This window comes from Aeromonas sp. R10-2, assembly GCF_040908445.1.
GTDB classification, from domain to species: Bacteria; Pseudomonadota; Gammaproteobacteria; order Enterobacterales; family Aeromonadaceae; genus Aeromonas; species Aeromonas veronii.
The window spans coordinates 1-13,790 of sequence record NZ_JBFODS010000031.1 but is presented as its reverse complement, the minus strand read 5'-3'; the positions used below and the strand labels follow the sequence as shown (position 1 = coordinate 13,790).

Here is a 13,790-nt window from a genome sequence, read left to right as displayed (position 1 = left end):
GTTATCATATCGAGTCATTTCATGACGATTGTTCCGGTATCCCGGGCCGATTATCCGGCCCTGATCGATCTGTGGGAGGCCTCTGTTCGGGCGACCCACCACTTCCTGCCCGAGGCCGAGATCCTCGCGCTTAAACCGCTTATTCTGGAGCACTACTTCGATGCGGTGACACTGCACTGTGCCCGCACAGAAGAGGGGCTCATTGCGGGTTTGAGCGGAGTGCACGAGGGCAAGCTGGAGATGCTGTTTGTGGCCCCCGAAGCGCGCGGCAGTGGTGTGGGGCGTTTGCTGGTGGCCCATGCCATCACGCAGGGCGGCGCGACGCAGGTTGACGTCAACGAGCAGAACGAACAGGCGGTGGGCTTCTATCTGAAGATGAGATTCACCGTGACGGGTCGTTCGCCGCTGGATGGTCAGGGCAAGCCCTATCCGCTGCTACATATGGCGCTGGCGCCGACCTGATCGTGCCTGATGAGGCGCAGTACCCATAAACCAACGGTGGATGGCATCAGCCATCCCCCGTTTTTTGATCGTGTTTGTTACTTGCTGGCGACCTTGTTCACCACCTTGATCAGCTGATAGCGCACGGAGGGGGCATCGGCCGGCACATCGGTGAGCTGCTCCTTGCTGACAGTGAGCTGGTAGCGATAGCCAGGCTCGAACTGGAAACCTTCAATATTTTGGTAGAACAGCGTCCAGGGCTGCTGCTCATCACTGCGAACCTGCATGCACTGCATTGGGCCAACTCCGACGCAATCGACCAGCTGGCTGTTGATATAGAGGGTCTCCCCCTGTGACGATACGGGGGCGCTCTGGCAGGCGGTCAGCAGCAAGGCTGCGCTGATAAACAGTGGTTTCATAATGGGCTCCTTAACGCGAAAGGGGGCATTAGAGCGGCAAACAAAAAGGGGGCATTAGAGCGGCAAACAAAAAGGCGGTCAATGACCGCCTTTGTAACAAACCATATCAGCGCAGTGGTTAGCGCTGCTCGAGTGGAGTGAACTCGCGCAGCGGGTGGCCCACGTAGAGCTGGCGTGGGCGACCAATCTTGCTGTCCGGGTCTGAGTGGAACTCGTTCCAGTGGGCAATCCAGCCGATAGTGCGGGAGATGGCGAAGATCACGGTGAACATGCTCATCGGGATGCCGATCGCCTTCATGATGATGCCGGAGTAGAAGTCCACGTTCGGGTAGAGTTTCTTCTCGACGAAGTAGGGGTCGGAGAGCGCAATACGCTCCAGCTCCATGGCCACGTCCAGCAGCGGATCCTTGATCTGCAGCTCGGTCAGTACTTCGTGGCAGGTTTCGCGCATCACAGTGGCACGAGGGTCGTGATTTTTGTAGACACGGTGGCCGAAGCCCATCAGACGGAACGGATCATTCTTGTCCTTGGCCTTGGCGATGTACTCGGGGATGCGATCCACCGAGCCGATCTCTTCCAGCATGCGCAGGCAGGCTTCGTTGGCACCACCGTGGGCCGGTCCCCACAGGGAGGCGATCCCCGCGGCGATACAGGCGAACGGGTTGGCACCGGAGGATCCAGCCAGACGAACGGTGGAGGTGGAGGCGTTCTGCTCGTGATCCGCATGGAGGGTAAAGATACGATCCATGGCACGTTCAACGATGGGGTTGACCTTGTACTCTTCGGTCGGCACGCCAAACATCATGTGCAGGAAGTTACCGGCATAGGAGAGGGCGTTACGCGGCTGCATGAACGGCTGGCCGATGGAGTACTTGTAACACATGGCGGCCAGAGTCGGCATCTTGGAGAGCAGACGGAAGGCACAGATCTCGCGATGCTGCTCGTTATTGATGTCGAGGGCATCGTGATAGAAGGCGGAGAGGGCGCTGACTACACCGCACATGATGGCCATGGGGTGGGAGTCGCGACGGAAGCCGCGGAAGAAGAAGGCGATCTGCTCGTGCACCATGGTGTGGCGGGTGACCAGGCGTTCGAATTCGGCATATTGGGCCTTGGTCGGCGCTTCGCCGTACAGCAGGATATAGCAGACTTCCAGATAGGTGGCCTGGGTGGCCAACTGGGCGATGGGGTAACCACGGTGCAGCAAGACACCCTGATCCCCGTCGATGTAGGTAATGGCAGATTTGCAAGAACCGGTGGCCATAAAACCGGGGTCAAAGGTGAAATACCCCTGTGATCCCAATTTTCTGACATCGATGACATCCGGGCCGATGGTGCCGGAGAGGATCGGCAGTTCGACCGGATCTTTTCCGGGCAGGTGTAGGGTGGCTATCTTATCAGCCATAGCACGTCTCCTTTGCTCTTTATAATTTGGTTCCAGTCCTACTCTATTACGACTTTTATGACGCTGGCAAAGGTTGTTACCCATACCGAAGTGGCTGGAGCGCCTTATTTGAAACAGAGTTCCTTATCAATGTCAATTTTGCTGGAACCCCATTAATGGCATTAATGAAATGTTAAATTAAATATGCGATCGAGTTTGCGGTTTTGTGTTTTCTTTGTAGCTAATTGATTGTCTTCGGTTAAGGCCGCCGATATACTGCGCCACGTGGGTCATGGCTGCGGGTGTTTGAAACGCTTTGGCAAAGCCTGATGTGAAACCGAAAACTCGCGTTTTGGCTTTTTCAGAGTGTTTTGGTAACAAAAAACCAACAATCACCATTCCGTGCCCTCAAGTGTGAGTTAAAACAATAACTAACGTGCTCAATGGAGCTGAGTGGGCAAGCGTGAAAAACAAACAGAGACCGGTCAACCTCGACCTACAGACGATCAGCTTTCCTGTCACTGCCATTGCATCCATCCTGCACCGTGTTTCAGGGGTCATTACCTTTGTTGCACTGGGCATCTTGCTGTGGATGCTTGGTACTTCACTCGCCTCTCCCGAAGGGTTTGCAACCGTGGTTGCCATCATGGACAACTTCCTGGTCAAACTCGTGCTGTGGGGGATCCTGACTGCGCTGGCATACCACATTGTGGGCGGCTTGCGTCATCTGGTCATGGATATGGGCTATTGGGAAGAGCTGGAATCCGGCAATCAGAGCGCCCGCGTGGCCTTCGTGATCACCGCGATCCTGGCTGTATTGGCGGGAGTGCTTGTATGGTAACCAATTCTGCAACCTTCGGGCGCAGCGGCGTTCACGATTACATCCTGATCCGCGCCACCGCCCTCATCATGACCTGTTATGTCCTCTATCTGGTGGGCTTTGTCGCGTTCAACGACATCACCTACGAGGTGTGGGCAGGCTTCTTCGCCAAAACATTCACCAAGGTATTCACCCTGTTGACCCTGCTCTGCGTACTGATCCATGCCTGGATTGGTCTGTGGCAGGTGCTGACTGACTATATCAAGCCGGTAGGGCTGCGCGGGGCGCTGCAATTTGCCCTGGTCGTGGTGCTGTTTGTCTATCTGATGACGGGTTTCGTCGTGCTGTGGGGTGTGTAAGGTGACTATTCCAACTCGTGAATTTGATGCGGTGGTGATTGGTGCCGGTGGTGCCGGTATGCGCGCCGCGCTGCAGATTGCCCAGTCCGGCAAGAGCTGCGCTCTGTTGTCCAAGGTTTTTCCAACCCGTTCTCACACTGTCTCCGCCCAGGGCGGCATCACGGTTGCGCTGGGCAATGCCCACGACGACAACTGGCAGTGGCATATGTATGACACGGTAAAAGGCTCCGATTACATCGGTGATCAGGAAGCCATCGAGTACATGTGCAAAACCGGTCCCGAGGCTATCTATGAGCTGGAGAACATGGGGCTGCCCTTCTCCCGTTTCGATAACGGGTCTGTCTACCAGCGTCCGTTTGGTGGTCAGTCCAAGAATTTCGGTGGCGAGCAGGCTGCTCGTACCGCAGCGGCCGCCGACCGTACCGGTCACGCCCTGCTGCACACCCTCTATCAGCAGAACGTCAAGAACAAGACCACCGTCTTCTCCGAGTGGTATGCGCTGGATCTGGTGAAAAACCAGGATGGCCACGTGGTGGGTTGTACCGCCATCGATATGGAGAGCGGTGAAGTGGTCTACTTCAAGGCCAAGGCCACCGTGCTGGCGACTGGCGGTGCCGGTCGTATCTACCAGTCCACCACCAATGCCCACATCAACACAGGTGACGGCGTCGGCATGGCGCTGCGTGCCGGCGTAGGCGTGCAGGACATGGAGATGTGGCAGTTCCACCCGACCGGCATCGCCGGGGCCGGGGTGCTGGTAACCGAAGGCTGCCGTGGTGAAGGTGGCTATCTGCTCAATAAAGATGGCGAGCGCTTCATGGAGCGTTATGCGCCGAACGCCAAGGACTTGGCCGGTCGCGACGTGGTGGCCCGCTCCATCATGATCGAGATCCGTGAAGGCCGTGGCTGCGACGGCCCCTGGGGTCCACACATCAAGCTCAAGCTGGATCACCTCGGCAAAGAGGTGCTGGAATCCCGTCTGCCGGGCATCTGCGAGCTCTCCCGCACCTTCGCCCACGTGGATCCGGTCAAAGAGCCGATCCCGATCATCCCGACCTGCCACTACATGATGGGCGGCGTACCGACCAACGTGAATGGCCAATGCCTGACTCAGGACAAGAACGGCAACGATGTGCCGGTAGTCGGTCTGTTTGCGGTGGGCGAGATTGCCTGCGTCTCCGTACACGGTGCCAACCGTCTGGGTGGCAACTCCCTGCTGGATCTGGTGGTGTTTGGCCGCGCTGCCGGCATGCATCTGGTCAACACCCTGGGCGAGATGGATCACGGCCGCGATGCTTCCGAGTCGGATCTGGATGCCGCACTGGCCCGCTTCAACCGCTGGGAAAATTGCCGTGACGGGGAAGACCCGGTGCAGATCCGCAAAGACCTGCAGCGCTGCATGCAGAATAACTTCTCGGTGTTCCGCGAAGGTGCTGCGATGGCAGAAGGGTTGGCCGAGCTCAAGGTTATCCGCGAACGCCTCAAGTTAGCCCGTCTGGATGACACCTCCAAAGAGTTCAATACCCAGCGCATCGAGTGCCTGGAGCTGGACAACCTGATGGAGACGGCGTTTGCCACGGCGGTTGCCGCCAACTTCCGTACCGAGAGTCGCGGTGCTCACTGCCGCTTCGACTTCCCGGATCGCGACGATGAGAACTGGCTGTGCCACAGCCTCTATCATCCGGACACCGAGTCCATGACCCGTCGCGCTGTCAACATGTCACCCAAGACCCGTGAGGCGTTCCCGCCCAAGGTCCGGACTTACTGATTGCGGAGCCAGCCCTATGAACGTCACATTCTCTGTCTACAGATACAATCCGGATGTTGATAACGTCCCCCATATGAAGGAATATCGTCTTGATATTCCTGAAGGTTCCGACATGATGGTGCTCGACGCACTGATCCAGTTGAAAGAGCTGGATCCCACGCTCGCCTTCCGCCGCTCTTGCCGCGAAGGGGTCTGTGGATCAGACGGTCTCAACATGAATGGCAAGAACGGTCTTGCCTGTATCACCCCGCTCTCCGACCTGCTGAAGAAGGGCAATAACGTCGTTATCCGCCCCTTGCCCGGCCTGCCGGTGATCCGTGATCTGGTGATCGACATGACCCAGTTCTACACCCAGTGGGAGAAGGTCAAACCCTTCCTCATCAATGATGACAAGTTGCCGCCGGTGCGTGAGCACCTGCAATCCCCCGAAGAGCGCGCCAAGCTTGACGGCCTGTACGAGTGCATTCTCTGTGCCTGCTGCTCCACTTCGTGCCCCTCCTTCTGGTGGAATCCCGACAAGTTCATCGGTCCGGCCGGGCTGCTCGCCGCCTACCGCTGGCTGGCTGACAGCCGCGACACCGCGACCACCGAACGACTGGGGAATCTGGACGACGCCTTCAGCGTGTTCCGCTGCCATGGCATCATGAACTGCGTGAACGTCTGTCCGAAAGGCTTGAACCCGACCAAGGCGATTGGCCAGATCAAGTCGATGTTGCTCAATCGGGCTGTTTAGTATCAGGGCCGGCCAGGTGCTGGCCCGACCTCTGGATAGCCATCCCACCCGTGGCAGGATGGCTATTTGACCCCTACAAGCTGCGCAGCAGTAACAAGAAGTACAAGGGATAGAAATGCATAACGGCGTGATGAAGGCCTGGTTGGAGTCATCTCACCTGGCTGGTGCGAATGCAAGCTATATTGAGGATTTGTACGAATCCTTCCTGGAAAATCCTGACTCCGTGTCCGACGAGTGGCGCAGCCTGTTTAGCGAGCTGCCCCAGGTCAATGGCCATGCGGTTGAACAACCCCACTCCCAGGTCCGCGATTATTTCCGTCGTCTGGCCAAGGATCCCTCTCGCTACAGTGCCCCCGTCTCCGATCCGCAAGTGGATGCCAAGCAGGTGCGGGTATTGCAGCTGATCAACGCCTTCCGTTTCCGTGGTCACCAGAATGCCAATCTGGACCCGCTGGGCCTGTGGCAGCGTGAAACCGTTGCCGAACTGGATCCCGCGTTCCACAACCTGCAGGGCGCAGATATGGAGGCCACCTTCAATGTGGGCTCCTACGCCATCGGTCGCGAGACCATGGTGCTCTCCGACCTCTACGCCTCGCTGAAGAAGACCTATTGCGGCTCCATCGGCGCCGACTACATGCACCTCACCTCCACGGAAGAGAAGCGCTGGCTGCAACAGCGTCTCGAATCCATTGAAGGGAAGGGGAGCTACACCCTCGAAGAGAAGACCCGTTTCCTCGAGAGCCTGACCGCAGCCGAAGGGCTGGAGAAATATCTGGGCGCCAAGTTCCCGGGAGCCAAGCGCTTCTCGCTGGAAGGTGGCGACGCCATGATCCCCATGCTCAAGGAGCTGATCCGTCGCGCCGGTGAGCAGGGCTGCAAAGAGGCCGTTATCGGTATGGCCCACCGCGGTCGCCTCAACGTGCTGATCAACGTGCTGGGCAAGCGCGCTCAGGATCTGTTCGACGAGTTTGCCGGCAAGCATGGCGAATCCTGGGGTACCGGTGATGTGAAGTACCACATGGGCTTCTCCTCCGACTTCGCCACCCCGGGTGGCAACGTCCATCTGGCGCTCGCCTTTAACCCCTCCCACCTCGAGATCGTCAACCCTGTGGTCATCGGCTCGGTCCGTGCCCGTATGGATCGTCGCGGTGACAAGGATGGCTCCAGCGTGCTGCCCATCACCATTCACGGGGACTCGGCCATGGCCGGTCAGGGCGTGGTGGCCGAGACCTTCAACATGTCCCAGACCCGCGCCTATGGTGTCGGCGGGACGGTGCGCATCGTCATCAACAACCAGGTGGGTTTCACCACCTCCTATATCCGTGACCTGCGCTCCACCGAATATTGCACCGACATCGCCAAGGCGGTGCAGGCGCCGGTGCTGCACGTCAACGGGGATGATCCGGAAGCCGTGGTGCTGGTGACCCAGATTGCACTGGATTACCGCAATACCTTCAAACGCGACGTGGTGATCGAGCTGGTCTGCTACCGTCGTCACGGTCACAACGAAGCGGACGAACCGAGCGCGACCCAGCCGCTGATGTACCAGAAGATCAAGCAGCACCCGACCCCGCGCAAGATCTACGCCGATCAGCTGGTGGCCGAGGGGAGCCTCGCCCAGGAGCGGGCGACCGAACTGGTCAACGAGTATCGCGAAGCGCTGGATCGCGGCGAGCGGGTGAGCAAGGAGTGGCGGCCGATGGAGCTGCACTCTGTAGACTGGACCCCTTATCTGGGCCACGACTGGAACATGGCCTATGAGAGTGCCGTGCCGATGGATCTCCTCAAGAGCCTCGGCGAGCGGGTGAGCCAGTATCCGGCGACCCACGTGCTGCAGCGTCAGGTCGAGAAGATTTACGAAGACCGCCGTCTGATGGCCGCTGGCGAGAAGTTGGTGGATTGGGGCTTTGCCGAGACTCTGGCCTACGCCACTCTGGTGGACAAGGGGTCCCGTATCCGCTTTACCGGTGAAGACTCCGGCCGTGGCACCTTCTTCCACCGCCACGCCGTACTCCACAGCCAGACCGATGCCAGCACCTATACCCCGCTGTGCAACCTGCACGACGAGCAAGGCCCGTTCGAGGTGTATGACTCTGTGCTGACCGAGAACGCGGTTCTGGCCTTTGAATATGGCTACGCCAGCGCCGAGCCGGCTGGCCTCACCATCTGGGAAGCCCAGTTCGGCGATTTCGCCAACTGTGCCCAGGTAGTGGTGGATCAGTTCCTCTCCTCCGGTGAGCAGAAGTGGGGCCGGATGTGCGGCCTGACCATGTTGCTGCCGCACGGTTACGAGGGGCAGGGGCCGGAGCACTCCTCCGCCCGTCTGGAGCGTTATCTGCAGATGTGCGCCCAGCACAACATGCAGGTGTGCGTGCCCTCTACCCCGGCGCAGGTGTTCCATATGCTGCGTCGTCAGGTGGTACGTCCGATGCGCCGTCCGCTCATCGTGATGACCCCCAAATCCCTGCTGCGCCACCCGTTGGCGGTGAGCAAGCTTGAAGAGCTGGCGGAAGGTACCTTCCAGAACGCCATCGGCGAGATCGATGCGCTGGATCCGAAAGCGGTCAAGCGGGTGGTCTTCTGCTCCGGCAAGGTCTACTACGACCTGCTCGATGCCCGTCGCAAGGCCGAGCAGCAAGATGTGGCTCTGGTGCGAATTGAGCAGCTCTACCCCTTCCCGGAAGAGGAAGTGCGCGCCATTCTGGCCGATTACAGCCATGTCACCGACTTTGTCTGGTGTCAGGAAGAGCCGCAGAACCAGGGCGCCTGGTACTGCACCCGTCACCACTACGATGGCGTGCTGCCAGCCGGAGCCACCCTGCGTTATGCCGGTCGCCCCGCGTCAGCCTCACCGGCCGTCGGTTACATGTCTGTCCACGCCAAGCAGCAAAAAGCCTTGGTGGAAGATGCCCTTACCCTGTAAAGCCTCTGGCATAGAAGTAAAAAGGAACTGATTGGATGACTATCGAAATCAAGGTACCGGATCTGCCGGAATCAGTGGCCGATGCCACTATCGCCACCTGGCACAAAAAACCTGGCGATCTGGTCGCCCGTGACGAAGTGCTGGTCGACATCGAGACCGACAAGGTGGTGCTGGAAGTGCCGGCACCGCAAGCCGGTGTGCTGGGGGATATTCTGCAAGGGGAAGGGGCGACTGTGTTGTCCCGTCAACTGATTGCCATCCTCACCGCCGCCCCGGTGGCCGGTGAAGAGACCAAAGAGAAACCCGCTGAAGCGGTGGCCGATGATGGCGCCGATGGCTTGAGCCCCTCGGTGCGCCGCCTGATTGGCGAGCACGACATCGACGTGACCAAGTTGACCGGTACCGGCAAGGGCGGTCGTATCACCAAGGATGATGTGGAAGCCTTCATCAAGGCCAAGAGCCAGCCTGCGGCAGCCGCACCGGTCGCAACTGCAGCCCTGGCAGCCAAGGTTGCCCCGCTGGGTGGTCGCACCGACAAGCGGGTACCGATGACCCGTCTGCGCAAGCGCATTGCCGAGCGTCTGCTGGAAGCGAAAAACACCACCGCCATGCTGACCACCTTCAACGAGGTCAACATGAAGCCCATCATGGATCTGCGCAAGCAGTACGGCGAGATCTTCGAGAAGAAGCACGGCATCAAGCTCGGCTTCATGTCCTTCTACGTGAAGGCGGTAGTGGAGTCCCTCAAGCGCTATCCGGAAGTGAACGCGGCGCTCGATGGCGATGACGTGGTTTACCACAACTACTTCGACGTCAGCATCGCCGTCTCTACCCCCCGTGGTCTGGTGACGCCGGTGCTGCGCGACTGCGACAACATGAGCCTGGCGGACATCGAGAAGGCCATCAAGGATCTGGCGGGCAAGGGCCGTGACGGCAAGCTGACCGTGGATGAACTGACTGGCGGCAACTTCACCATCACCAACGGTGGCGTGTTCGGCTCCCTGATGTCCACCCCGATCATCAACCCGCCCCAGAGCGCTATTCTGGGTATGCACAAGATCCAGGATCGCCCGATGGCCGTTGACGGCAAGGTCGAGATCCTGCCGATGATGTATCTGGCGCTCTCCTACGATCACCGTCTCATCGACGGACGCGAATCGGTAGGCTTCCTGGTCTCCGTCAAGGAACTGCTGGAAGACCCGACCCGTCTGTTGCTGGACGTCTAAGCCCGTGGCACCCGGGCAAGGGGTTTGCGCCCCGAGCCGAACGTGCTGCTGGACGTTTGAGTAATACCCGAGCGATTGAAAGATAACGAGGGGCCGCCCAGGCCCCCATTCACAGGGGATTGAGAAACACCAGCCCCGGACGGAAATACCTACAACACGGATAGAGCATCTATGAATCTGCATGAATATCAGGCAAAACAGCTGTTTGCCGAGTATGGCCTGCCGGTCTCCGAAGGTTATGCCTGTGCTACCCCACAAGAAGCGGCCGAAGCGGCCGACAAGATTGGCGGCAATACCTGGGTCGTCAAATGCCAGGTACACGCCGGTGGCCGCGGTAAAGCGGGCGGCGTGAAAGTGGCCAAGAGCAAGGATGAGATCCGTGCTTTTGCCCAGAACTGGCTTGGCAAAAATCTGGTGACCTACCAGACCGATGCCAACGGCCAGCCGGTCACCAAGATCCTGGTGGAATCTTGCACCGACATCGCCAAAGAGCTCTACCTGGGCGCCGTGGTTGACCGTGGTTCGCGCCGCGTGGTCTTCATGGCCTCGACTGAAGGTGGCGTGGATATTGAGAAGATCGCCCACGAAACCCCCCATCTGATCCACAAGGCGGCTATCGATCCGTTGGTGGGTCCGCAGGCTTATCAGGCCCGTGAACTGGCCTTCAAACTGGGTCTGGTCGGCGATCAGATCAAACAGTTCACCAAAATCTTCATGGGTCTGGGCCAGATGTTCCTGGATTGCGATTTCGCGCTGCTGGAGATCAACCCGCTGGTGATCACCGCGCAGGGCAACCTGCACTGCCTGGATGGCAAGATCAACATCGACGCCAACGCCCTGTATCGTCAGCCCAAGCTGCGCGAGATGCACGACCCGTCACAAGATGACCCCCGCGAAGCGCACGCCGCCCAGTGGGAGCTCAACTATGTGGCCCTCGATGGCAACATCGGCTGCATGGTCAACGGCGCGGGTCTTGCCATGGGCACCATGGACATCGTCAACCTGCACGGCGGCAAGCCGGCCAACTTCCTTGACGTCGGCGGTGGCGCCACCAAGGAACGCGTGACCGAGGCGTTCAAGATCATCCTCTCCGACAGCAATGTCAAAGCGGTGCTGGTCAACATCTTTGGCGGCATCGTGCGCTGCGACATGATCGCGGAAGGCATTATCGGTGCGGTCAAGGAAGTGGGGGTCAAGGTGCCCGTCGTGGTCCGTCTGGAAGGCAACAACGCCGAGCTGGGTGGTATCAAGCTGGCCGAGAGCGGCCTCAACATCATTGCGGCCAAGAGTCTGACTGATGCCGCGCAGCAAGTCGTCAAAGCAGCGGAGGCCAACTGATGAGCGTACTGATCAACAAGGACACCCGAGTCATCTGCCAGGGCTTTACCGGCGGTCAGGGTACTTTCCACTCCGAGCAGGCGCTCTCCTACGGTACCCAGCTGGTCGGCGGCGTCTCCCCGGGCAAGGGCGGCACCACCCATCTGGGCCTGCCGGTGTTCAACACCGTCCGTGACGCAGTCGAAGCGACCGGTGCCACCGCCTCCGTCATCTATGTGCCGGCACCGTTCTGCAAGGATGCCATCCTGGAAGCGATCGACGCGGGCATCAAGCTCATCGTCACCATCACCGAAGGCATCCCGACGCTGGATATGCTGGACGTCAAAGTGAAGCTGCAAGAGACCGGCGTGCGGATGATCGGCCCCAACTGCCCGGGCGTGATCACCCCGGGTGAGTGCAAGATCGGCATCATGCCGGGCCACATTCACAAGCCAGGCAAGGTGGGCATCGTCTCCCGCTCCGGCACCCTGACCTACGAAGCGGTCAAGCAGACCACTGACGAGGGCTTTGGCCAGTCCACCTGTGTCGGTATCGGTGGCGACCCCATCCCGGGCTCCAACTTTATCGACATTCTGGAGATGTTCCAGAACGACCCGCAGACCGAAGCGATCGTGATGATCGGCGAGATCGGCGGCAACGCCGAGGAAGACGCGGCCGCCTATATCAAGGCCCACGTCACCAAGCCGGTGGTCTCCTATATCGCCGGTGTTACTGCCCCTCCCGGCAAGCGGATGGGCCACGCTGGCGCCATCATCTCCGGTGGCAAGGGTACTGCCGCCGAGAAGTTTGCCGCGCTGGAAGATGCTGGCGTGAAAACCGTCCGCTCCCTGGCCGATATCGGCAAGGCCCTGCGCGAAGTCACCGGCTGGTAATTCTGTTTAGCCCGTTATCTCTAATAAAATGCCGCCCAATGGGCGGTTTTTTTATGGCATTTTAAAGTTGTATTTCACTTGGTTGGTCACTACTAATATTGCTTCTGCTTTGTTAATTGGTGCTCATGTACAGGATCTTTAGCAGCAACCAATTGAAATAGATATAAAAATGGCTTCGATTGTGATCTGATTTTATCGCCAAACAAAACCGCCACGCACGAAGCCATGACCATTATCGATGCCAACCACTATCTTGAGCAACTTCTCTCTCCTGCCGAACTCGACCGCATTGCCCGTGACTGCCAATTTTGCTTGCGCAAACGAGCCATTACGCCTGCCATGCTGGTGACTGCACTCTTGCGGGCACTTGGCTGCGACCAGGTCGATGGTATCGCTGGATTGCACCATCATTTCAATGCCTTGCAACTGGTTGATGCCCATCAGGTTTCCTACAAGCCCTTTCACAACCAGTTGCGCAAAGCGTCGTTCGCCCTGTTCATGAAGGCGCTGGTTGAACGGGCTATCGCCTTGCGTATCGGCCAACAGATGAAGACTGCATCCCTTGGCGCATTCAAACAGGTGTTGTTGCAGGATGGTACTTCCTTTGCCGTCCACAAAAGCCTGGCCGAAGTGTTTCCGGGAAGGTTCAAGACCATTAGCCCGGCGGCAATCGAGTGTCATATGCTCATGTCTCTATTGGAGCAAAGTCCAGTTTGCATGCAGGTCTCTGCCGATACGGCGTCAGAGCGCCAGTTCCTGCCTGAGCCCGAGCGGCTCAATAACAGCCTGCTGTTGGCGGACGCGGGTTACATCGATATGGCCTACTTTGCGAAACTAAACGAGGCGGGCGGTTTCTATCTGGTCAGGGGTAGTAAGAGCCTGAACCCGAAGATTATCCGGGCATGGCGCGGTGACGAACGGGAAGTGCCGAAGCTGGCGGGCCTGTCACTCAAGGATGCTGGACGGCGGCACTGTCGGGCAGAGGTACTGGATATGGTGGTGAAATCGGGCAAGTTCGAGTATCGGCTGATCCGACGCTGGTTTGCCGAGGAGAAACGGTTCTGTATCTGGATGACCAATCTGCCACGAGAGGCATGGCCAGCAGAGCGGGTGATGAGCCTGTACCGCTGTCGTTGGCAGGTGGAGCTGCTGTTTAAGGAGTGGAAGTCGCACAACCGGCTCAAGGGCTTTGTGACAGGTCAGAAAGCCATTGCCGAGGGGCTGGTGTGGGCCAGCCTGTTGTCGCTGGTGATGAAAAGACGGGTAGCTCAGACGCTGATGGGGGACGGTTTATCCACACTGAAAGCGGCGAAAAATAGCGGAACCTGGTGGTTCCCGTTATTGGAAGCGGTGGCTCATCGGGTGTTGGTGGAAATAAGAGAGCGTCTGGAATGGGCTGCCGTTTACTTGGCGAAAAATGCCCGTCGAACCAAGCAGCGAAAATCGATACAGAACAGGACCTTAGAAGGAATTTCAAATGAAGTGTTTTCTTAAGGTCCTGTATATG

Annotated in this window: 12 protein-coding genes; 10 read left to right on the top strand and 2 right to left on the bottom strand. The window is 58.6% G+C overall.

Going from position 1 to position 13,790, the window contains the following annotated elements; genetic code table 11:
• Nucleotides 1-21: 21 nt before the first annotated feature.
• Nucleotides 22-462, top strand: a complete 441-nt coding sequence (locus AB5Y97_RS06990; RefSeq protein WP_368157426.1) for a GNAT family N-acetyltransferase — start codon at nucleotides 22-24, stop codon at nucleotides 460-462.
• Between the two features lie 77 nt (nucleotides 463-539).
• Here the strand turns inward: AB5Y97_RS06990 and AB5Y97_RS06985 are convergent, their stop codons facing one another.
• On the bottom strand, nucleotides 540-860 hold the full coding sequence (locus AB5Y97_RS06985; RefSeq protein WP_005361103.1) for a DUF4377 domain-containing protein: 321 nt from the start codon (nucleotides 858-860) through the stop codon (nucleotides 540-542).
• A 118-nt stretch (nucleotides 861-978) separates the two neighbouring features.
• Entirely contained in the window at nucleotides 979-2,265 is a 1,287-nt protein-coding gene (locus AB5Y97_RS06980) for a citrate synthase (RefSeq protein WP_005333572.1), read from the bottom strand.
• A gap of 442 nt (nucleotides 2,266-2,707) precedes the next feature.
• Here AB5Y97_RS06980 and sdhC point away from each other — a divergent pair, with 442 nt between their 5' ends.
• From sdhC to AB5Y97_RS06935, 9 genes are all read left to right on the top strand, one after another.
• Nucleotides 2,708-3,085: a succinate dehydrogenase cytochrome b556 subunit gene (gene sdhC, locus AB5Y97_RS06975; RefSeq protein ID WP_021231296.1), complete on the top strand. Its 378-nt coding sequence runs from the start codon at nucleotides 2,708-2,710 to the stop codon at nucleotides 3,083-3,085.
• Entirely contained in the window at nucleotides 3,079-3,423 is a 345-nt protein-coding gene (gene sdhD, locus AB5Y97_RS06970) for a succinate dehydrogenase, hydrophobic membrane anchor protein (RefSeq protein WP_005333558.1), read from the top strand. The genes sdhC and sdhD overlap by 7 nt, the downstream gene beginning before the upstream one ends.
• Nucleotide 3,424: 1 nt before the next feature.
• Complete coding sequence (sdhA, locus tag AB5Y97_RS06965; RefSeq protein WP_201946872.1) at nucleotides 3,425-5,191, top strand: succinate dehydrogenase flavoprotein subunit; 1,767 nt, start codon at nucleotides 3,425-3,427, stop codon at nucleotides 5,189-5,191.
• Between the two features lie 16 nt (nucleotides 5,192-5,207).
• Entirely contained in the window at nucleotides 5,208-5,924 is a 717-nt protein-coding gene (locus tag AB5Y97_RS06960; RefSeq protein ID WP_005333549.1) for a succinate dehydrogenase iron-sulfur subunit, read from the top strand.
• 115 nt (nucleotides 5,925-6,039) lie between these two features.
• On the top strand, nucleotides 6,040-8,847 hold the full coding sequence (gene sucA, locus AB5Y97_RS06955) for a 2-oxoglutarate dehydrogenase E1 component (protein WP_335854254.1): 2,808 nt from the start codon (nucleotides 6,040-6,042) through the stop codon (nucleotides 8,845-8,847).
• Between the two features lie 35 nt (nucleotides 8,848-8,882).
• Nucleotides 8,883-10,073 (top strand): 2-oxoglutarate dehydrogenase complex dihydrolipoyllysine-residue succinyltransferase, encoded by a 1,191-nt coding sequence (odhB, locus tag AB5Y97_RS06950; RefSeq protein ID WP_101531334.1) that lies wholly within the window; start codon nucleotides 8,883-8,885, stop codon nucleotides 10,071-10,073.
• A 171-nt stretch (nucleotides 10,074-10,244) separates the two neighbouring features.
• A complete protein-coding gene (gene sucC, locus AB5Y97_RS06945) occupies nucleotides 10,245-11,411 on the top strand; it encodes an ADP-forming succinate--CoA ligase subunit beta (RefSeq protein ID WP_005361097.1) in 1,167 nt (388 codons plus the stop codon).
• The gene (gene sucD, locus AB5Y97_RS06940) at nucleotides 11,411-12,283 is read left to right on the top strand and encodes a succinate--CoA ligase subunit alpha (RefSeq protein WP_005333542.1); all 873 of its coding nucleotides are present in this window, start codon (nucleotides 11,411-11,413) and stop codon (nucleotides 12,281-12,283) included. The genes sucC and sucD overlap by 1 nt, the downstream gene beginning before the upstream one ends.
• 225 nt (nucleotides 12,284-12,508) lie before the next feature.
• Nucleotides 12,509-13,777, top strand: coding sequence for an IS4-like element ISAeme4 family transposase (locus AB5Y97_RS06935; protein WP_041206016.1), 1,269 nt, complete (start codon nucleotides 12,509-12,511; stop codon nucleotides 13,775-13,777).
• The last annotated feature ends 13 nt before the right edge of the window (nucleotides 13,778-13,790 follow it).